Here is a 21,913-nt window from a genome sequence, read left to right on the forward strand (position 1 = left end):
TTAGTTTTGTTGGGGGTTCAGCAAAGCTTTAATACTTAAAATATCGGCAAGCTTTTCATCAATTTTTAAATATGCTACCGATTCTTGATACACTAAAGTCGCTTCTAATACACCCGGCATATTAATTAAGTGCTCTGCAACTTCATCGGCTTGTTCTTCACTTTGCAGCGAAGTAGTAAAACTAAAGCTTTTCGATTTTTTAAGAGGCTTCATCCCTAACGTTACAACACACCATAATAAACACAAAATAGACATCACTAAGAAAATAGATTGCTCGCCAAATTTGCTAGCAATTACGCCACCTAAAACACCACCAGCAAAAGCACCTAAAAATTGGCTACTTGAATAAATCCCCATCACACTACCTTTCACTCCAGCAGGCGCTAGACGAGAAAGCATTGAGGGCATTGTTGCTTCTAAGTAATTAAAAGCGGTGAAAAACATCACCACTAAAATAACTAACGACCAAAAACCAAGAGGTAAATACCATAACAGTAATAGAGACAAAGCAAGAAGCAGCACAGCACTCGTAAACATTTGTTTTTCTTTTTGCTTTTTCATAGCAAAAATCATAAAAGGCACCATTAAGAAAAATGATCCTAATAAAGCGGGTAAGTATAGTTTCCAATGCTGCTCTAACGCTAAACCGCTGGCAACAAATTGTTTAGGTAAAGTAATAAAACAAGCCGTTAATGCCATATGAAGAATAAATATACCTGCATTTAAACGGCTAAGTTGAGGATGTTTTATTAATGTTAAAATTTGATCGGGTAACGCTATACTGTCGCCTTTTGGTGCTTTATTCACAGTATAAGGCACCATAAATTGGATCATTACCATAGCAAATACGGTTAATATTGCTGTTAACCAAAACAAGCCACTCAAACCAAATGATTGCGCCACTATTGGTCCTAAAATCATAGCTGCAGTAAATGACAAACCAATAAACATACCTATAGTTGCCATAACCTTAGGACGCTGCTCTTCACGGGTAATATCAGCGGCTAATGCTAAAATAGCGCTGGCTATTGCGCCTGTTCCCTGTAAGGCTCGACCAAAAACCACACCATAAATCGTGTCAGACATGGCCGCAACAACACTTCCCATCAGAAACACAACCAAACCAGCTAATATAATGGGTTTACGGCCATATTTATCAGACAAAATGCCCATCGGAATTTGTAGCATAGCTTGTGTGAGTCCATAAGCGCCAATCGCCAAACCTATCCAAATAGGGCTATAACCTGCGAGTTGCTGACCATAAATAGCAAATACAGGTAATATCATAAACAAACCAAGCATGCGTAGCCCAAATACAGTGGCTAATGAAAACGCTGCTTTTTTTTCAGTATTATTTAAACCTGTGGCACTCATTTACACTTCTTATGTCAGTTTTATCTACGCTAATTAAGAGCGTTATAGTATCACGACTCCACAATGAACAAAATCATATTTAATGTGATCTTAGGGCAGTTTTTGTGCGATAATTGTTGGTTACAAATCCATACGGAACCGTTATGAGAAATATAGAAGTTAGAGGGGCTCGTACCCATAATCTAAAAAATATTAGTTTAGATATTCCTCGCGAAAAGCTCGTTGTTATTACCGGCCTCTCAGGCTCAGGAAAATCATCATTAGCGTTTGATACTTTATATGCCGAAGGTCAACGTAGATATGTAGAGTCTTTATCGGCTTATGCGCGCCAATTTTTATCTTTAATGGAAAAGCCTGATGTTGATCATATAGAAGGGTTATCTCCAGCGATTTCTATTGAGCAAAAATCAACATCTCATAACCCACGATCAACCGTTGGAACTATTACTGAAATATACGATTACTTACGTTTATTGTATGCCCGCGTTGGTGAGCCTCGTTGTCCTACACATAACGAACCGCTTGCTGCTCAAACGGTTTCACAAATGGTAGATAAAGTACTTTCTTTAGAAGAAGGTACAAAGGTCATGGTATTAGCGCCGGTATTGCAAGGCCGCAAAGGTGAACACCTTAAATTACTCGATAATTTAGCGGCCCAAGGTTACATCCGTGCTCGCATCGATGGTGAAGTATATGATTTATCCGATCCGCCAACATTAGAGTTACATAAAAAACACACCATTGAAGTTGTGGTGGATCGCTTAAAAGTAAGAGAAGACATTCAACTACGTTTATCTGAATCTTTTGAAACGGCACTAGCGTTAACCGCTGGTACAGCAAAAGTTGCTTTTATGGATGAACCCAATAAAGAAGAATTGTTGTTTTCAGCTAACTTTGCTTGCCCACATTGTGGTTACAGTATGCAAGAGCTTGAACCAAGACTATTCTCTTTCAACAACCCTGCAGGTGCTTGTCAAACCTGTGATGGTTTAGGTAACCAACAATTTTTCGATGAAAATCGTGTTATTGCTAACCCAGAGTTAAGTCTTGCTGGCGGTGCTATTCGCGGTTGGGACAAACGTAATTTTTATTATTTTCAAATGCTACAAGCATTAGCAGATCATTTTGATTTTGCTTTAGACAAACCATTTAATGAATTAGATAAAAAGCATCAAGAAATAATTTTACGTGGAAGTGGCAAACAAGAAATAGAATTTAAATACATGAACGACCGTGGCGATATTGTTATCCGAAATCATCCGTTCGAAGGTATTTTAAATAACATGGACCGACGCTATCGTGAAACTGAATCGAATGCCGTACGTGATGAATTATCTAAATATTTAAATAGCCAACATTGTCCTGACTGTAACGGGAGTCGACTACGTTTAGAAGCACGTAACGTTTTTGTTAATGAAACTGCCCTACCAGAAGTCGCTGAATACGCGATTGCTGACGCATTAACTTTTTTCCAAGAATTAAATTTACCCGGTCAAAAGGGCCAAATTGCTGAAAAAATTCTTAAAGAAATTATCGATCGATTAGGATTTTTAGTTAACGTAGGTTTAAATTATCTTAACCTTTCTCGTGCTGCGGGTACTTTGTCAGGTGGTGAGGCTCAACGCATTCGTTTAGCAAGTCAAATAGGCGCTGGTTTAGTGGGCGTTATGTATGTACTTGATGAACCTTCAATTGGTTTACATCAACGAGATAACGAACGACTACTTAAGACTTTAATTCATCTTAGAGATCTCGGTAATACGGTGATCGTAGTTGAGCATGACGAAGATGCCATTAGAGAAGCCGACCATGTAATTGATATTGGCCCCGGTGCTGGTGTTCATGGCGGTCAGATAATTGCCGAAGGTACAGTAGACGACATATTAGCGTGTGAAGACTCACTTACTGGTAAATACTTATCTGGCAGAGAACGTATTGAAATACCGAAACAACGCATACCTTTTGATAAAGACAATGTAGTTAAATTAATAGGCGCAACAGGTAACAACTTAAAGAATGTAAATTTAACCATTCCAAACGGCTTGATGACTTGTGTAACAGGTGTTTCTGGCTCAGGTAAATCAACGTTAATTAATGATACTTTATACAAACTTGCTCACATTGAATTAAACGGCGCAACCACTCAAGAACCTTCACCTTATAAAGAAATTATTGGTTTAGACTTGCTCGATAAAGTTATCGATATAGATCAAAGCCCAATAGGTAGAACACCACGTTCAAACCCTGCTACTTATACAGGAATATTTACAGCAGTAAGAGACATCTTTGCTGCTACACAAGAAGCAAGATCTCGTGGTTATAAGCCAGGACGATTCAGCTTTAATGTTAAAGGTGGCCGTTGTGAAGCTTGTCAAGGTGACGGGCTGATCAAAGTAGAAATGCATTTTCTTCCTGATGTTTACGTACCTTGTGACGATTGTAAGAGTCAGCGCTACAACCGTGAAACCTTAGAAGTTAAATACAAAGGTAAGAATATTCATGAAGTATTGGATATGACTATCGAAGATGCTTTTGAGTTTTTTAATGCGATACCTGCTGTTAAACGTAAATTAAAAACCTTACTTGATGTAGGTTTAAGTTATATAAAACTTGGACAATCTGCCACTACACTTTCCGGTGGTGAAGCGCAACGCGTTAAGCTCGCTAAAGAATTATCTAAGCGTGATACAGGTAAAACTCTTTATATATTAGATGAACCAACAACTGGCCTGCATTTCCACGATATTAAACAATTACTACAAGTTATCCATCGCCTACGTGATCAAGGTAATACTATTGTTGTTATTGAACATAATTTAGATGTTGTGAAAACAGCCGATTGGGTTATCGACCTAGGTCCTGAAGGTGGTTCAGGCGGAGGTGAAATTTTAGTGTGTGGTACGCCTGAAGAAGTCGCCGAACACAAAACATCTCATACTGCAGGATTTCTTAAAACCTTACTTAAACAATAAGTTAACTAGCTGTAATTACTAAATTTTAAAGCCTATTATTTTTTCTTAATCGATATAAATAATAGGCTTTTGATATTTCAATTTCATTTAAAAATATTTAGTGGATCGTTCAAAACCTTCAAGCCTTTATACAAATTTCAGCTAATTGAGTTGAATCACTATAGCTAACTCAAAACCATCCAGTTAAGATAAGAACAACCTTTACAATGATCTAAAGAAATAATAATTATATGACTTCAAAAACAAACGCCCTGATCTATTTTTTAGCTTTTTCTAGTGGTTTTAGCATTATGGGCATTGAACTGTTAGGCGGAAGAATTCTCGCGCCATTCTTTGGTAGTAGCGTTCATATTTGGGGGAGTATTATTACCGTATTTATGTTGAGTTTATCATTCGGCTATTTAATTGGCGGTAAGCTTTCTACAAAAAATGCGTCCTTAACACGTTATGGATTAATCTTCCTTTTCGCGAGTATCACAGTTCTTCCTATCGTTTTTTTCTCCCAAGAAATTATGGAATTTATTTTTAATCATGTTGAAGACAGTCGATACGGCTCATTACTCGCTTCAATGGTATTATTTTTTATCCCTACAATAATTCTTGGCATGATCTCACCTTATTCCGTAAGATTACTAGTAACCGATAGTGAAAAAAGTGGGCAAGTTGCTGGTATTTTATATTTTGTCAGCACACTTGGCAGCGCATTAGGCACAATTATTACTTCCTTTTACATGGTACTCGCCTTTAATGTAAACGACATTATTTTAGGCTTTAGTTTAACCCTAGGTTTATTGGGCTTGCTAGCTATAGCTCTACATAAAAGTGCTTTTAAAAATCATATGAAAGTTTCGTCATCTGTTATTTAATAAAACAAAAAATAGAGAATACTATGTTCAAATATTTAAGCCTTATCGTATTAATATTATTACCCTTTACGAGTTTTTCAAAAGTCATTCATAGTGAACGATCGCTATACCGTAATATCATTGTTGATGAAAACGGAAATAAACGCTGTTTAAAATTCAATACTAAAAGTAGTAAAACTAATCAAAGTTGTATATTTAAAGATGATCCACAAAAGCTCGTTTTTAACTATGCCAAACTCGTGTTTTCAAGTTTATTGATGATAGATGATCCTAAAAAAGTATTAATTATTGGCCTAGGTGGCGGAACACTTTCTAATACCATACATCAACTTTATCCCGATGCTTATATTGATAATATTGAAATAGATCCCGCTGTAACTAATGTTGCTAGAGAATATTTCAGCTTTTTTGAAAACGATAAAATAACAGCAACTACTCAAGATGGGCGTATATTTATCAAACGAGCAAAATTAAAAAAACAAAAATACGATTGGATAATTTTAGATGCTTTTAATGGTGACTATATTCCTGAACATTTGTTAACAAAGGAATTTTTTGAAGAAACAAAAAATATCTTATCCCCTAACGGAATAATTTCAGCCAATACCTTCTCTATTAGTAAATTATATTTTCACGAATCTGCGACTTACTACGATGTATTTGGAGACTTTATTAATGTAAGTAATAAAAAGAACAGTAATAGAATAATACTGGCTGGCTATACCGAACAACCAAGTGATGAAGTTATAAAAGCTAGAGTAGAAAAACTCTATCCATTACTCAAACCCTTTGATATAGATATTAGAGAAATAAGAAGTAATATGATATCTACTAAAGACAATATTGATTGGCCTGAAGATACTAAAGTACTAACAGATCAATATTCTCCTGCTAACTTACTTAATTTATAAACAAAATTTCATATTCATTTAATCAAAGATCAAAAAATAAATATTAGGCCTTCATTAGCCGAAGGTCTAATAGAGAATTTACCTTTCAAGTTTTAAACTGGTTATTATCTATCCAACAAGGTAAGAACCATGAGCTATCAAGAAGAATATAATCTATCAAGTAATGATCCTACTGCTTTCTGGAAAAAACAAGCTGACGATATACAGTGGATTAAAAAACCAAAAATAATATTGTCAAAAAATAATGATGGCAATTACCAATGGTTTGAAGATGGCAAACTCAATACTTCTTATCTCGCTTTGGATTATCATATAGAACAAGGCAACGGACATACGCTTGCTTTAATCTACGACTCACCGGTTACCAATACCAAACAACAATTTACCTATAATGAGCTAAAACACGAAGTTGCTAAATTTGCATCTGTACTAAAAAATAAAAATATAAAAAAAGGTGATCGTGTTTTAATTTACATGCCCATGATCCCTCAAGCTGCCATAGCTATGTTAGCTTGCGCAAGAATAGGCGCTATTCATTCGGTTGTGTTTGGTGGCTTTGCGCCACATGAATTAGCCATCAGGATAGATGATGCGCAACCTAAAGTTATTATTTCTGCTAGTTGCGGTGTAGAAATTACCAAAGTTATTCCTTATAAGCCTATGATCGATAAAGCAATTGACTTAGCTGACTTCAAACCCACTTCTTGCATCATTTTTCAACGGGACTTAATCGAGGCTAACTTAATTGATGGCAGAGACTACTCATGGTCTAAGTTAATGGAAAATGCAATAGAAGCCGAACCTGTAGCAGTAAATGCCACTGATCCTCTCTATATTCTCTACACATCGGGAACAACAGGTAAACCTAAAGGTGTTGTGCGCGATAATGGCTCACATGCCGTTGCAATGAAATACAGTATGAAAGCTATATACGATATTAATAAAGGCGAAGTATTTTGGGCTGCTTCAGATGTAGGCTGGGTTGTTGGACATTCATATATCGTCTACGCACCATTAATAGCGGGCTGTACAACCGTTCTTTTTGAAGGTAAACCAGTATTCACTCCTGATGCTGGAACATTCTGGCGAGTTTGCGAAGAATATAAGGTAAAAGCATTATTTAGCGCTCCAACGGCTTTCAGAGCAATATGTAAAGAAGACCCTAATGCTGACCTCATTCACCAATATGATTTATCTAAATTAGAACGCTTATATCTAGCTGGAGAACGTTTAGACCCCGCCACTTACGAATGGTTAAAAAATAAAACTAAACTACCTGTAATTGACCATTGGTGGCAAACCGAAACAGGCTGGGCAATAGCTTCAATCCCTTATGGTATAGAACAAAAAACAACTAAATCAGGGTCAGCTGGATTAGCAACTCCTGGATATAATATAAAAGTAGTTGATGGTTCAGGTAATGAATTAACGAAAGGCGAAGAAGGAAATATAGCGATTAAATTACCTTTACCTCCTGGCTGTTTATCAACTATTTGGAAAAATGCAGATAGATTTAAAGATGGCTATCTAAAGGCTTTCCCTGGTTATTATGTTACAGGCGATAGTGGTTATATAGATAGCGAAAATTATTTATACATTATGGGTCGCACAGACGACATTATTAACGTTGCAGGTCATAGAATGTCGACTGGAGAGATGGAAGAAGTCATCTCAAATCATTTTGCGATTGCAGAATGTGCAGTTATTGGAGGCCATTGTCCTATAAAAGGTCAAATTCCTACTGCATTAGTGGTAGTTAAAAATAATATTAGTTTATCTAACGCTGATCTAGAACTAGAGCTAAAACAAGCAATACGAGAACAAATTGGGCCTATCGCAAGCCTAAAAGCAGTGTATATAGTGGAACGATTACCTAAAACAAGATCGGGAAAAATATTAAGAAAAACCATAAGACAAATTGTCGATGGCGAAGAATATCAAATGCCTTCAACCATCGATGATCCTAATGTCTTAGACGAGTTGCAACTATTATTAAGCGCGGCATAAACATAATATTTTAAACTGAATTTAACAATGACAGTGGATGTCAGGTTATTTTTTTAACGATAACTTATTACGCGTTTGAGACTTTTTAGAAGAAGCTGATTTCTTAGAAGTAAATTTTAGTGCTTTGGTATCTACTTTAGTCATTATTTTGGTTTCATCTTCGACTTTAAAATCAGCTTTAGGAGCTGAAGTATCTCTAGCCGTTTTCGATGATCCAGCCACTGCAGAATTAATCTCATTCATTTCAGATGTTGAAAGATAACGCCATTCACCACTTTTAAGATCACCTAATTCAACACTCATAATACGAGAACGTTTAAGAGTTTGAACTTCGTAATCTAAATATTCACACATGCGGCGAATTTGTCTGTTCAATCCTTGGGTTAGTATGATTTTAAATACATACTTACTCACTACAGTGACAATACAAGGTTTACTTATAGTACCCAGTATAGGAACACCTTTAGACATTCGTTCAATAAACCTCTCACTGATAGGTTTATCAACACTCACAATATATTCTTTGTCGTGAGCATTCTCTGCTCTTAAAATTTTGTTAACTATATCTCCGTCACTTGTCAGAAATATCAAACCCTCTGAAGGTTTATCTAAACGCCCGATAGGGAAAATTCTTTTTTTATGACCAATAGCATCAATAATGTTGCCACGAACATGAGATTCAGTAGTACAAGTAATTCCAACAGGTTTATTATAAGCAATATAGATACGGTCAGATTTATTTTTAGCAACTTGTTCAACGATATGGCCATTTACACGAACTTCGTCATGAGAGGCAACCTTGGTACCTAATTCAGGTATTTTTCCATTGATAGTTACACGACCTTTCTCGATAAGTTTATCCGCCTCTCGTCTTGAACAGAAACCAGAATCACTAATATATTTATTGAGGCGCTTTAGATCTTCAGACACAAACAAACCTTTAAGAAAAAAATCAAAAACATATTATACATCAGTTACAACATAAGTAGAGAAAGTTATATACACGTTACCAATCAAGCGCTTCTTCGATGGGCCTAAAAACAATGTATGTTCGACCTTGGAACGACTGCTGCAATGTTTAACACCAGACAGCAAAAAGCCCGACTCTTTCGAATCGGGCTTTTCTTAATGAGAAGCCTAGCAATGTCCTACTCTCACATGGGAACTCCCACACTACCATCGGCGCTAATGCATTTCACTTCTGAGTTCGGAATGGGATCAGGTGGGTCTACATCGCTATTGTCGCTAGACAAAAAAGGTCAATCTTGAAAGCCTTTCAACAAAAATTATTTTCATTGAACTATAAATACGTTTTAATCTCTTATTCGCACATGTGTACGTGTCACTCATAGAGTGTGTCAAACTTCATACAAAACTATTTAGGTGTTGTATGGTTAAGCCTCACGGGCAATTAGTATCAGTTAGCTCAAGGCCTCACAACCCTTACACACCTGACCTATCAACGTTGTAGTCTCCAACGACCCTTTAGGGAGCTTAAAGCTCCAGTGAGAACTCATCTCAAAGCCTGTTTCCCGCTTAGATGCTTTCAGCGGTTATCAGTTCCGAACGTAGCTACCGGGCAATGCTATTGGCATAACAACCCGAACACCAGCGGTTCGTCCACTCCGGTCCTCTCGTACTAGGAGCAGCCCTCTTCAATTCTCAAACGCCCACGGCAGATAGGGACCGAACTGTCTCACGACGTTCTAAACCCAGCTCGCGTACCACTTTAAATGGCGAACAGCCATACCCTTGGGACCGACTTCAGCCCCAGGATGTGATGAGCCGACATCGAGGTGCCAAACACCGCCGTCGATATGAACTCTTGGGCGGTATCAGCCTGTTATCCCCGGAGTACCTTTTATCCGTTGAGCGATGGCCCTTCCATACAGAACCACCGGATCACTATGACCTACTTTCGTACCTGCTCGACGTGTCTGTCTCGCAGTTAAGCTGGCTTATGCCATTGCACTAACCGTACGATGTCCGACCGTACTTAGCCAACCTTCGTGCTCCTCCGTTACTCTTTGGGAGGAGACCGCCCCAGTCAAACTACCCACCAGACAGTGTCCCCAAGCCCGATGAGGGCCCTAGGTTAGAACATCACGCATACAAGGGTGGTATTTCAAGGTTGGCTCCAACACATCTGGCGACGCATCTTCAAAGCCTCCCACCTATCCTACACATGTAGGAGCAATGTTCACTGTCAAGCTATAGTAAAGGTTCACGGGGTCTTTCCGTCTAGCCGCGGGTATACGGCATCTTAACCGCAATTTCAATTTCACTGAGTCTCGGGTGGAGACAGTGTGGCCATGATTACGCCATTCGTGCAGGTCGGAACTTACCCGACAAGGAATTTCGCTACCTTAGGACCGTTATAGTTACGGCCGCCGTTTACCGGGGCTTCGATCATGAGCTTCGCAGAGCTAACCCAATCAATTAACCTTCCGGCACCGGGCAGGCGTCACACCGTATACGTCATCTTTCGATTTTGCACAGTGCTGTGTTTTTAATAAACAGTTCCAGCCACCTGGTTACTTCGACTCTCCTGTGCTTACTCCGCAAGGGATTCACACCAGAGAGCGTACCTTCTCCCGAAGTTACGGTACTATTTTGCCTAGTTCCTTCACCCGAGTTCTCTCAAGCGCCTTAGTATTCTCTACCTAACCACCTGTGTCGGTTTGGGGTACGGTTCCTATATATCTGAAGCTTAGAAGCTTTTCCTGGAAGCATGGCATCAATGACTTCATCTCCGTAGAGACTCGTCTCGACTCTCAGTGTTAACAGCAACCCGGATTTACCTAAGTCACCCACCTACAATCTTTCACACGGACTACCAACGCCGTGCTCACCTAGCCTACTCCGTCCCTCCTTCGCAATATATAGAAGTACAGAAATATTAATCTGTTTCCCATCGACTACGCGTTTCCGCCTCGCCTTAGGGGCCGACTTACCCTGCCCTGATTAACATGGGACAGGAAACCTTGGTCTTTCGGCGGGGGAGTTTTTCACTCCCCTTATCGTTACTCATGTCAGCATTCGCACTTCTGATACCTCCAGCATGCTTTACAACACACCTTCAACGGCTTACAGAACGCTCCCCTACCACTTGAACCTAAGTTCAAATCCGCAGCTTCGGTGACTAGTTTAGCCCCGTTACATCTTCCGCGCAGACCGACTCGACTAGTGAGCTATTACGCTTTCTTTAAAGGATGGCTGCTTCTAAGCCAACCTCCTAGCTGTCTATGCCTTTCCACATCGTTTCCCACTTAACTAGTACTTTGGGACCTTAGCTGGCGGTCTGGGTTGTTTCCCTCTTCACAACGGACGTTAGCACCCGTAGTGTGTCTCCCGCATATCACTCATTGGTATTCGGAGTTTGCAAAGGGTTGGTAAGTCGGGATGACCCCCTAGCCTTAACAGTGCTCTACCCCCAATGGTGTTCGTGCGAGGCTCTACCTAAATAGATTTCGGGGAGAACCAGCTATCTCCCGGCTTGATTAGCCTTTCACTCCGACCCACAAGTCATCACCGCATTTTTCAACATACGTGTGTTCGGTCCTCCAGTTGATGTTACTCAACCTTCAACCTGCCCATGGGTAGATCGCCGGGTTTCGGGTCTATACCTTGCAACTAAACGCGCAGTTAACACTCGCTTTCGCTACGGCTCCCCTATTCGGTTAACCTTGCTACAAAATATAAGTCGCTGACCCATTATACAAAAGGTACGCAGTCACCCGACTAAATCGGGCTCCCACTGCTTGTACGTATGCGGTTTCAGGTTCTATTTCACTCCCCTCACAGGGGTTCTTTTCGCCTTTCCCTCACGGTACTGGTTCACTATCGGTCAGTTAGGAGTATTTAGCCTTGGAGGATGGTCCCCCCATGTTCAGTCAACGTTTCACGTGTGCCGACCTACTCGATTTCATGGTAAGTTTATTTTCGTGTACGGGGCTATCACCCTGTATCGCTCTACTTTCCAGTAGATTCCACTAACTTACAAACCACTTAAGGGCTAATTCGCGTTCGCTCGCCGCTACTAACGAAATCTCGGTTGATTTCTTTTCCTCGGGGTACTTAGATGTTTCAGTTCTCCCGGTTCGCCTCGCTACCCTATGTATTCAGGTAGCGATACCCGCCTTACGACGGGTGGGTTTCCCCATTCGGATATCTTTGGCTATAACGGTTTTTATCACCTCACCAAAGCTTTTCGCAGATTAACACGTCCTTCATCGCCTCTAACTGCCAAGGCATCCACCACATACGCTTAGTCACTTAACCATACAACCCTAAATAGTCTCGAAAGAATATTAAGTACACCGTGGTGACTAAACCACAGTAATTGTAAAGTCTGACATTTTCACGCACACATTGTGTGTCTTGAATAAGAGTTGATATATTCTTACGAATATATCGGGTTGATAGCGTCTCCGAGGAGGAGCCACTATCACCATCATCACTTCCCGATAAAAGAAGTAACAATAGCTTGGTATTTATACGTTACAAACAACAGCGCGACACCGTTGAATGCTATATAAATACCGGTATTTATATCAGCTTTCCAGATTGTTAAAGAACTTAATCTCAGCACGCATTCGGCTAAAATTTTGGTTTGACCTCCACGGATGGAGGAAAATCCGAGAAACGTACGGAACGTTTCCGGTAAAAAACCAAATCTAAACCATCTCGTTAAACGTTGAGATACGTTAAATTTGGTCTCTATTCTTTCTTTGAAGAAGTATCCTACTGTAATTTACATTTTCACAAGGCCTTTAATGATGACGTTTAATCTTCTTTAAACGCTTTGTTAAATAACGCAGTAGAAATTTAAATTGGTAGGTCTGGGCAGACTTGAACTGCCGACCTCACCCTTATCAGGGGTGCGCTCTAACCAGCTGAGCTACAGACCTATTGTATAGAATCCAAAGCTAGATGTTGGACTTCTTCTTTTTTGTTATCAGGCAATTTGTGTGAACACTCTTGGTACAGGATGTACCTGTGTCGATTAGCCACGGATGGCAAATAATCGACCTAAATAAATCTTATACCCATTAAAACGTTTTACTTCAAGATAAGGAGGTGATCCAACCCCAGGTTCCCCTAGGGTTACCTTGTTACGACTTCACCCCAGTCATGAATCACAAAGTGGTGACCGTCCTCCCGAAGGTTAAACTAGCCACTTCTTTTGCAACCCACTCCCATGGTGTGACGGGCGGTGTGTACAAGGCCCGGGAACGTATTCACCGTAGCATTCTGATCTACGATTACTAGCGATTCCGACTTCATGGAGTCGAGTTGCAGACTCCAATCCGGACTACGACAAGCTTTGTGGGATTCGCTCCACCTCGCGGTATTGCTGCCCTCTGTACTTGCCATTGTAGCACGTGTGTAGCCCATCCCGTAAGGGCCATGATGACTTGACGTCGTCCCCACCTTCCTCCGGTTTATCACCGGCAGTCTCCTTAGAGTTCTCGCCATTACGCGCTAGCAAATAAGGATAGGGGTTGCGCTCGTTGCGGGACTTAACCCAACATTTCACAACACGAGCTGACGACAGCCATGCAGCACCTGTCACTACTTTCCCGAAGGCACGAAACCATCTCTGGTAACTTAGTAGGATGTCAAGGGATGGTAAGGTTCTTCGCGTTGCATCGAATTAAACCACATGCTCCACCGCTTGTGCGGGCCCCCGTCAATTCATTTGAGTTTTAACCTTGCGGCCGTACTCCCCAGGCGGTCAACTTAGCGCGTTAGCTACGCCACCCACAGATCAAGTCTACAGACGGCTAGTTGACATCGTTTACGGCGTGGACTACCAGGGTATCTAATCCTGTTTGCTCCCCACGCTTTCGTGCCTCAGTGTCAGTATTTGTCCAGGTAGCCGCCTTCGCCACTGATGTTCCTTCCAATCTCTACGCATTTCACCGCTACACTGGAAATTCCACTACCCTCTACAATACTCTAGCTTGCCAGTTCAAAATGCAGTTCCCAGGTTGAGCCCGGGGCTTTCACATCTTGCTTAACAAACCACCTACGCACGCTTTACGCCCAGTAATTCCGATTAACGCTTGCACCCCTCGTATTACCGCGGCTGCTGGCACGAAGTTAGCCGGTGCTTCTTCTGCGAGTAACGTCACAGATGCAGAGTATTAGTCTACACCCTTTCCTCCTCGCTGAAAGTGCTTTACAACCCGAAGGCCTTCTTCACACACGCGGCATGGCTGCATCAGGCTTTCGCCCATTGTGCAATATTCCCCACTGCTGCCTCCCGTAGGAGTCTGGGCCGTGTCTCAGTCCCAGTGTGGCTGATCATCCTCTCAAACCAGCTAGAGATCGTCGCCTTGGTAAGCCTTTACCTTACCAACTAGCTAATCTCACTTGGGCTAATCAAATGGCGAAAGGTTCCGAAGAATCCCCTCCTTTGGTCCGTAGACGTTATGCGGTATTAGCAGTCGTTTCCAACTGTTGTCCCCCACCATTAGGCATATTCCCAAGCATTACTCACCCGTCCGCCGCTCGACGCCGAATAGCAAGCTATTCTCGTTTCCGCTCGACTTGCATGTGTTAAGCCTGCCGCCAGCGTTCAATCTGAGCCATGATCAAACTCTTCAATTATAAATCGTTTGTGCATCTTGCGATGCTGCTCAATGAATTCTGTCGTGTTACTAACCGAAGTCAGTAACTACATAAAACGTACAATCTAATCAAAGATTAAATTATACTTTTTTGTGTGACATCAACATAAGCTGTTTTACGTCTTTCTTATTACCTAAGTAATAAAACCGACTATGTAAAATCAATCTTAATGTGAGTGTTCACACAAATTGCATGATAACTAATTTTTAAAGAAAGGCTTCTTTTTATAAAAGAAGCAAGAGGTTAATCGCATTCGTTAAGCTCTTGTGCTGCAGGCCTTGCCTGAAGCGAGATGCGCATTCTACGCGTCTCAGTTTTGATGTCAACAACTTTTTGAAATTCTTTTTAAAAGATTTTAAAAGTTATCTTTCGTTTAATTCGTCAATTAAGCCTAACTAAACCTATCAAAACGTCCACTTCGCTGTCCTTATTCTGTGAACTCAGTATTTCCTATACTTACCTTCTCTGGGTTTCCCTGAAGAAGTGGAGCGCATTCTAACGATCTTTTCTGTCCACGCAAGCTTTTTTTGTTCTTTTTTCTCTTTTTTCGTTTGTTTGATTTATATTTGAACTATTTGATTATTTATGAGACTAACCTTGTAGGATCTTTGATTATCCTGTAAATTTTATGGTGTAGATAATCTGAAAGTTTTACGAAAAAATAATGGAATGTTTATTTAGCTTTAGGTTCATTTATAGTGTTATTCACATAGTTAATAGGCATTAATAATGAAATATGTTTTTATTTTATCGTTGTTCAGTTTTATTAGTATAAGTAGTTTCGCCAAGGAAGACGTATCATCAAAACAAGAATTGTTTATAACTCAATTAATAAATCAACAAACTAAGCAGCAAATATCGCTTCGAAAAAGTATAAGTTCAATTTTAACCCGTTACCCTGAACAAATAGATAAAGTATTAAGCTCTGCTTTAACTCTTCACCCAGCAGAATACAAACAGATTATGTTAGGTGCTTTAGATGCTGAACCTGTAAATGCTTGTAATGTGGTTGAGCATTTTTTAAACAAAGATATTGCATCAAGTACTGAGTTAGTAAAAATAGTGGTAGAAGCTGAGCCAGCTTATGCGCAAGAAATATTAAATACAGCTGCGTTGCATGATCCTGACAATTTAGAACAACTTGTTAGAGTTACAATTCAAACAGAGCCCCTTCATCCTAGAGCTATTTTGTCAAATACAATGACTAGCTTTCCTGATCGAATGGTTGATGTTTTATCTGGCTTAATAAAAGCAATCCCTGAAAAAGTATCTAAATGGGTTTCTTATACCTTCCTATTATTCCCTGATAGCGGAGAGCAAATTGTTTCAACTGCTGTAAGTTCTACAAATGAAAGCCATAACCAAGCAATTGTTAACGCTGCTGTAAATGCCGGCTTAGATAAAGATTTAGCTTTCTCTGCTGCTGTTGATGGCGGAGCACCTATTGAATCGTTAGCACAGCAAAAATAGATACCTATATAGTACAACTCAATATGAAAACATAAAAAAGCCAAGAATTATTCTTAATGCCGATCAGTTAAGAAATGTTTAACGATCCATTGACCGATCTTCTGGTTAGTATATAAAGGCTTCTGAATTTATTCAGGAGCCTTTTCTTTTGCAACTCTCTACTGCCTTATCACAAGTTTCACAAAATAGTTTTACTGAATTTACAGGATTAAGTGAATTATTAGACCCAAGCATCGTTGATGAAGCGTTGGCTCAGTCAGGTATTGCGACCATAAGGAAGCGCAAGCTTCCTATGGAGCAAATGGTGTGGGCTGTTATTGGTATGGCTTTATTTCGTAAAATGTCTATCCGCCAATTAGTTAATCAGCTTGATATCATTCTACCTAACGGTGACCCCTATGTTGCACCTAGTGCCGTAACACAAGCAAGAAAGAAACTTGGTCATAAAGCAATAGAATCTATTTTTAATAAAACACAATCGCTATGGCATGAGGAGTCTACTCACCCCACATGGTGTGGATTGACACTATTAGGTGTTGATGGCGTTGTATGGCGAACACCTGACTCAAAAGAAAATAATGAATATTTTGCACGTACAGGAAACTCTCATGGCAAGGCAAGTTACCCCCAAGTGCGCATGGTATGCCAGATGGAATTAACAAGTCATTTATTAACACAAAGTGCTTTTGATAGTGTTGATATTAACGAAATGAAATTAGCTGGCTCGCTAGTTGAAACAACACCAGATCATAGCTTGACACTATTTGATAGAGGCTTCTACTCGCTTGGATTACTTTATCGTTGGCAATCCACGAGAATATCACGTCATTGGCTGATACCGCTAAAAAAGAACGTACAATATGACATTGTTCGTTCATTAGGACGCCAAGATAAAATAGTTCGTTTAACCGCCTGTCCCCAAGCACGAAAGAAGTTTCCTGAATTACCTGAATCAATTGAAGCTCGATTAGTATCGAGAAAGGTTAATGGTAAAGCGTGCGAAGTGTTAACGTCTATGACGGATGCAATGAAGTTTCCTGTCGCTGATATTGTCGATTTATACGGACATCGGTGGGAAATAGAACTTGGTTTTAGAGAAATGAAGCAGTCACTACTTGATAGCCAATTTACCTTGCGTAGTAATCAACCTGAGCTTATAAAACAAGAGTTGTGGGGGATATTACTCGCTTATAATCTGATCCGTTATCAAATGGTATTAATGGCGAAGTCACTCGATTCAATACATCCAAACCAATTAAGTTTTCATGGTGCTTCAATGCACATAATTTATCAACTGACTATGTTGCCATTTTGTTCGCCAGGAAATGTGTCAAAATTTGTTATGGATATAACCAAAAGTGCCAAACAGTTTGTATTGCCAGCACGTAGAGAGCGGAGTTATCCGCGAGAATTGAAGTGTTCTAAGAATAGGTACCCTGTTAAAAAAAGAAATGCCGCTCACCTTAAGTGAACGGCATTAAGAATTATTCTTGGCTTTTTAATTTTTGATCACTTATTGCTATAGCTAATTGAGTAAATATTAACCTAACCGTTTTGTTCTCTTTCAATAGCACGGTAAGCAATGTCAGTTCTGAATTGAACATCTTTCCACGAGATTTGATTTAATAACGTGTAAGCTTTCTCTTGTGCTTCAGTTACTGTATTACCTAAAGCAGTTGCACATAATACACGTCCACCATTAGTCACTACATTACCATCAACTAAAGATGTACCTGCATGAAAAGTTTTTGCATCGTCAGCTTTGTTAACCTCTAAACCTGAGATCACATCACCTTTATTATAACTTGCTGGATATCCACCTGCGGCAAGAACAACACCTACAGCCGCTCGTTCATCAAAAGAAATAGTCGCTGTATCTAATTTACCATTACATGCCAGTATACATAATTCGGCAAGATCTGATTGTAAGCGCATCATGATAGGTTGAGTTTCGGGATCACCAAAACGACAATTATATTCAATAACATTAGGAGTGCCATTTGCATCAATCATCAAACCTGCATATAAAAAACCTGTATATGGAGCACCTTCTTTTGCCATACCCTCAACGGTTGGATAAATAACTTCATTCATAATTCGATTATGAATTTCAGGCGTTACCACTGGCGCTGGAGAATAAGCTCCCATACCACCTGTGTTTGGACCTTTATCTTCATTGTAGGCACGTTTATGATCTTGGCTAGTAGCAAATGCTAATACATTTTTACCATCAACCATTACGATGAAACTTGCTTCTTCACCTTCTAAAAACTCTTCAATAACAACTCTATGTCCAGCATCACCAAAAGCATTACCCGCTAACATATCTTTGATAGCGTCTTCTGCTTCTTCTAATGTTAAAGCAACGATTACACCTTTACCTGCTGCTAAACCATCCGCTTTTACAACAATTGGAGCGCCCTGCTTTCTAACATAAGCTAAAGCAGGTTCAATTTCGGTGAAATTTTCGTAATAGCCTGTTGGAATATTGTTACGTGCAAGGAAATCTTTAGTAAATGCTTTAGAACCTTCTAATTGCGCCGCTTTTGCACTTGGACCAAAGATTGTTAAACCTTCCGCTTGAAAAGCATCTACTACACCATCAACCAAAGGTTGTTCTGGACCAACAATAGTTAAAGCAATATTATTTTTTTTAGCAAAAGCAACTAAACCAGCTGTGTTGTCAGAAGAAATGTTAATGTTTTCTAATTTATCTTCTGTTGCTGTTCCTGCATTACCTGGAGCCACAAATACTTTTTCTATATTTGCTGATTGTGCCGTTTTCCACGCTAATGCATGTTCACGACCACCACTACCTATTACTAAAACATTCATTTACTCTTATTTCCTAGTGTTTAAAAAAATTAACTAAGTGGCACTATAATTTAGTACCACTTAAAATATGTTAATTTATTTTATAAATTTTAAAGTCATGCGATCGCTTTCGCCAATCGCTAAATATTTTTCTTTATCTTCATCACCCAATCTTAATACGGGCGGTAAAGTCCAAACTCCCTTAGGATGCTTGGCTGAATCTTTTGGATTTGCGTTAATATCGCTACTATCAGCTAAAGTGAAACCTGCTTCTAATGCTAATTTTACCGCTAATGCTTCAGGAAAGTAACCGCTGCCCATATTTTCTGAAAAGTTTTGATTTTCAGGCATACGATGTTCAACTACACCAAGTACACCACCTTTTTTTAACGCGGTATAAGCATCTTTAAAAACCTGTAAAGTACCGTCTTCTTTCCAGTTATGTAAATTACGGAAAGTAAGTACTAAATCAGCAGTACCTTTCGGTGCTAATGTACTTGCTTTTCTTGGTACAAAATTAGTTAATTCAACTTCGCTGTAAATATCATTACTTGCTAATTTTTGCTCTAGTTTTTTACGCGAATTACTATAGTAGTTATCTTCACCCGTATCAGGGTAATGAGCACCATATAGTTTACCCTTACCTTTTAAGGCAGGCGCTAAAATTTCAGTGTACCAACCACCACCAGGAGTAATTTCAACTACCGTCATTGATGAATTAAAACCAAAAAACTCTAAGGTTTCTTTTGGATGGCGATATATGTCACGTGCTTTATTTTTATCTGAACGTTGATCACTCGCAATGGCTTGCGTTAATTGAGAAGGTTCTGGAGTTGCTGATGCACAAGCTGTTAATAAACTTGTTGAAATGATTGAAGCAGTGAGTAATTTTGTAAGTGTTGTCATTATTATTATCTTCCGTTAACTAAAAGTTAAATATAAAAATTAGTTATAACAGACTTTAATGAATATGAGCAGTACATTAAATACTAACTCATTGATTAAAAATAATATTTAATCTTTATAAAATTGTAAAAAAATATATCATGTAAAACATGCTATTTTTCAACTTTATTGAAAGCAAAGCAGTATGTTAATACTGCTTTGCTAAACAATGCTTACAGCTTAGTGTCTAAAGTGACGCATGCCTGTAAATACCATTGCGATACCGTGCTCATCTGCAGCAGCGATAACTTCGTCATCACGCATTGAACCACCCGGTTGGATCACAGCGGTAATACCTGCTTCAGCTGCGGCATCTAAACCATCGCGGAATGGGAAAAATGCATCAGATGCCATAACAGAACCTTTTACTTCTAAGTTCTCATCAGCTGCTTTAATACCTGCTACTTTAGCAGAATATACGCGACTCATTTGGCCTGCACCAACACCAATAGTTGAGCTGTTTTTAACGTAAACAATAGCGTTAGATTTAACAAATTTTGCTACTTTCCAGCAAAATTGTAGATCACGCATTTCGTCTTCTGTTGGTTGACGCTTAGTAACAACTTTTAAGTCGCTCGCTGCAACACGTCCTTGATCTCTATCTTGAACTAGCAAGCCACCGTTAACACGTTTGTAATCAACACCCGTAGTTTTAGTATCCCATTGACCACATTCTAATAAACGAACGTTAGGTTTAGCAGCAACAATTTGAGCGGCTGCTTCAGAAATACTTGGAGCGATAATGACTTCAACAAATTGGCGAGAAACAATAGCTTCTGCTGTGTCAGCGTCTAATTCGCGGTTAAATGCGATAATGCCACCAAAAGCTGATGTAGGATCAGTAACATAAGCGCCTTCATATGCAGCTAAAAGGTTATCACCAATAGCAACACCACAAGGGTTTGCATGTTTAACAATAACACAGGCAGGCTCGTCAAATTCTTTAACACATTCTAATGCTGCATCGGTATCAGCAATATTGTTGTATGAAAGTGCTTTACCTTGAATTTGGTTTGCTGTTGAAACTGATGCTTCTTCAGGATTTGCTTCAACATAAAAAGCAGCATCTTGATGTGAGTTTTCACCGTAGCGTAAATCTTGTTTTTTAATAAACTGACTATTTACAGTACGTGGGAATTTATTGCGGTTTGAAAATGAAACATCTTTGTCGTCTGAATTATACGCTGGTAACATTTTACCAAAGTAATTTGCGATCATTCCATCGTAAGCTGCAGTATGTTCATAAGCGGCAATCGCTAAATCAAAACGTGTTTGATACGTTAATGAATCATTGTTTGCATCCATTTCAGCTAAAACACGTGCATAATCTTGAGCATTAACAACAATAGTTACATCTTTATGGTTTTTAGCTGCTGCACGAACCATTGTAGGACCGCCAATATCGATATTTTCGATAGCGTTTTCTAAACTACAATTCTCATCACTTACTGCATCAGCAAAAGGATAAAGGTTTACTACAACAATATCGATAGCACTAATATCGTTTTCAGCCATAACTGTTTCATCAATTCCACGACGAGCTAAAATGCCACCATGAACTTTTGGATGAAGTGTTTTTACACGACCGTCCATAATTTCAGGATGTCCTGTGTAATTTGAAACTTCAGTAACTTGGATGCCATTATCTGCTAATAGCTTTGCAGTTCCGCCTGTTGATAAAATATCAACACCTTTACCTGCTAAACTTCTAGCGAAATCTACAATACCTGTTTTGTCAGACACACTTAATAGTGCGCGTTTTATTGGGCGAGGGGTGTCCATTGCTGTTTTGTTTACCTTTAATAGGGTAACTATATAACGAGAGTATTAATGAAATCGTTTAGTTACATGTTACTCAAAATAAAATTTAAAATCGTTTGAAGTAAAATAAAAAAGCACCCGAGGGTGCTTTTTAGTG

11 protein-coding genes, 1 tRNA gene and 3 rRNA genes are annotated in these 21,913 nt (G+C 39.3%); 6 read left to right on the forward strand and 9 right to left on the reverse strand.

Annotation, left to right across the window (positions count from 1 at the left end; all coding sequences use genetic code 11):
* Nucleotides 1-1,374 carry an MFS transporter gene (locus ACM9HF_RS12125; protein WP_473608565.1) on the reverse strand — a complete coding sequence of 458 codons (1,374 nt, stop codon included), beginning with the start codon at nt 1,372-1,374 and terminating at the stop codon, nt 1-3.
* Between the two features lie 143 nt (nt 1,375-1,517).
* Here ACM9HF_RS12125 and uvrA point away from each other — a divergent pair, with 143 nt between their 5' ends.
* The 4 genes from uvrA (at nt 1,518) to ACM9HF_RS12145 (ending at nt 8,130) form a co-directional block, all read left to right on the forward strand.
* Nucleotides 1,518-4,346, forward strand: a complete 2,829-nt coding sequence (gene uvrA, locus ACM9HF_RS12130) for an excinuclease ABC subunit UvrA (protein ID WP_473608568.1) — start codon at nt 1,518-1,520, stop codon at nt 4,344-4,346.
* A 230-nt stretch (nt 4,347-4,576) separates the two neighbouring features.
* Nucleotides 4,577-5,212, forward strand: coding sequence for a fused MFS/spermidine synthase (locus ACM9HF_RS12135; protein WP_473608571.1), 636 nt, complete (start codon nt 4,577-4,579; stop codon nt 5,210-5,212).
* Between the two features lie 23 nt (nt 5,213-5,235).
* Nucleotides 5,236-6,123 carry a spermidine synthase gene (locus ACM9HF_RS12140; RefSeq protein WP_473608575.1) on the forward strand — a complete coding sequence of 296 codons (888 nt, stop codon included), beginning with the start codon at nt 5,236-5,238 and terminating at the stop codon, nt 6,121-6,123.
* 129 nt (nt 6,124-6,252) lie between these two features.
* Nucleotides 6,253-8,130 (forward strand): propionyl-CoA synthetase, encoded by a 1,878-nt coding sequence (locus tag ACM9HF_RS12145; protein WP_473608578.1) that lies wholly within the window; start codon nt 6,253-6,255, stop codon nt 8,128-8,130.
* A 45-nt stretch (nt 8,131-8,175) separates the two neighbouring features.
* On the opposite strand, the gene rluF is transcribed toward ACM9HF_RS12145, so the two are convergent.
* The 5 genes from rluF to ACM9HF_RS12170 all read right to left on the reverse strand — a co-directional run bounded on the left by rluF (nt 8,176) and on the right by ACM9HF_RS12170 (nt 14,745).
* Nucleotides 8,176-9,027, reverse strand: a complete 852-nt coding sequence (rluF, locus tag ACM9HF_RS12150; RefSeq protein WP_473618299.1) for a 23S rRNA pseudouridine(2604) synthase RluF — start codon at nt 9,025-9,027, stop codon at nt 8,176-8,178.
* Between the two features lie 238 nt (nt 9,028-9,265).
* Nucleotides 9,266-9,380, reverse strand: a 5S ribosomal RNA gene (gene rrf, locus ACM9HF_RS12155).
* 140 nt (nt 9,381-9,520) lie between these two features.
* Nucleotides 9,521-12,411 (reverse strand): 23S ribosomal RNA (locus ACM9HF_RS12160).
* Nucleotides 12,412-12,963: 552 nt separating this feature from the next.
* Nucleotides 12,964-13,040: transfer RNA gene (locus ACM9HF_RS12165), tRNA-Ile, on the reverse strand.
* A gap of 162 nt (nt 13,041-13,202) precedes the next feature.
* A 16S ribosomal RNA gene (locus ACM9HF_RS12170) occupies nt 13,203-14,745 on the reverse strand.
* The 16S, 23S and 5S rRNA genes sit together here with 1 tRNA gene alongside, the layout of an rRNA operon.
* A gap of 750 nt (nt 14,746-15,495) precedes the next feature.
* On the opposite strand from ACM9HF_RS12170, the gene ACM9HF_RS12175 reads away from it, so the two are divergent.
* Together ACM9HF_RS12175 and ACM9HF_RS12180 are read left to right on the forward strand one after the other, a co-directional pair.
* Nucleotides 15,496-16,236 carry a hypothetical protein gene (locus tag ACM9HF_RS12175; protein ID WP_473608581.1) on the forward strand — a complete coding sequence of 247 codons (741 nt, stop codon included), beginning with the start codon at nt 15,496-15,498 and terminating at the stop codon, nt 16,234-16,236.
* A 148-nt stretch (nt 16,237-16,384) separates the two neighbouring features.
* On the forward strand, nt 16,385-17,707 hold the full coding sequence (locus ACM9HF_RS12180) for an IS4 family transposase (protein WP_473608584.1): 1,323 nt from the start codon (nt 16,385-16,387) through the stop codon (nt 17,705-17,707).
* 74 nt (nt 17,708-17,781) lie between these two features.
* Here the strand turns inward: ACM9HF_RS12180 and purD are convergent, their stop codons facing one another.
* The 3 genes from purD to purH all read right to left on the reverse strand — a co-directional run bounded on the left by purD (nt 17,782) and on the right by purH (nt 21,777).
* The gene (gene purD, locus ACM9HF_RS12185; protein WP_473608588.1) at nt 17,782-19,071 is read right to left on the reverse strand and encodes a phosphoribosylamine--glycine ligase; all 1,290 of its coding nucleotides are present in this window, start codon (nt 19,069-19,071) and stop codon (nt 17,782-17,784) included.
* A gap of 75 nt (nt 19,072-19,146) precedes the next feature.
* Nucleotides 19,147-19,959 carry a class I SAM-dependent methyltransferase gene (locus ACM9HF_RS12190; protein WP_473618300.1) on the reverse strand — a complete coding sequence of 271 codons (813 nt, stop codon included), beginning with the start codon at nt 19,957-19,959 and terminating at the stop codon, nt 19,147-19,149.
* Nucleotides 19,960-20,175: 216 nt separating this feature from the next.
* Nucleotides 20,176-21,777, reverse strand: coding sequence for a bifunctional phosphoribosylaminoimidazolecarboxamide formyltransferase/IMP cyclohydrolase (gene purH, locus ACM9HF_RS12195; RefSeq protein ID WP_473608592.1), 1,602 nt, complete (start codon nt 21,775-21,777; stop codon nt 20,176-20,178).
* Nucleotides 21,778-21,913: the final 136 nt, after the last annotated feature.

The sequence above is a fragment of the Colwellia sp. RE-S-Sl-9 genome (assembly GCF_048296855.1).
Lineage (GTDB): Bacteria > Pseudomonadota > Gammaproteobacteria > Enterobacterales > Alteromonadaceae > Pseudocolwellia.

Excerpts from the sequence above, each read along its gene's own strand:
- ACM9HF_RS12125 (WP_473608565.1), bottom strand. The coding sequence starts at position 1,374 with ATGAGTGCCACAGGTTTAAATAATACTGAAAAAAAAGCAGCGTTTTCA.
- ACM9HF_RS12140 (WP_473608575.1), top strand. The coding sequence starts at position 5,236 with ATGTTCAAATATTTAAGCCTTATCGTATTAATATTATTACCCTTTACG.
- purD (WP_473608588.1), bottom strand. The coding sequence starts at position 19,071 with ATGAATGTTTTAGTAATAGGTAGTGGTGGTCGTGAACATGCATTAGCG.
- purH (WP_473608592.1), bottom strand. The coding sequence starts at position 21,777 with ATGGACACCCCTCGCCCAATAAAACGCGCACTATTAAGTGTGTCTGAC.
- ACM9HF_RS12175 (WP_473608581.1), top strand. The coding sequence starts at position 15,496 with ATGAAATATGTTTTTATTTTATCGTTGTTCAGTTTTATTAGTATAAGT.
- ACM9HF_RS12135 (WP_473608571.1), top strand. The coding sequence starts at position 4,577 with ATGACTTCAAAAACAAACGCCCTGATCTATTTTTTAGCTTTTTCTAGT.
- uvrA (WP_473608568.1), top strand. The coding sequence starts at position 1,518 with ATGAGAAATATAGAAGTTAGAGGGGCTCGTACCCATAATCTAAAAAAT.
- ACM9HF_RS12145 (WP_473608578.1), top strand. The coding sequence starts at position 6,253 with ATGAGCTATCAAGAAGAATATAATCTATCAAGTAATGATCCTACTGCT.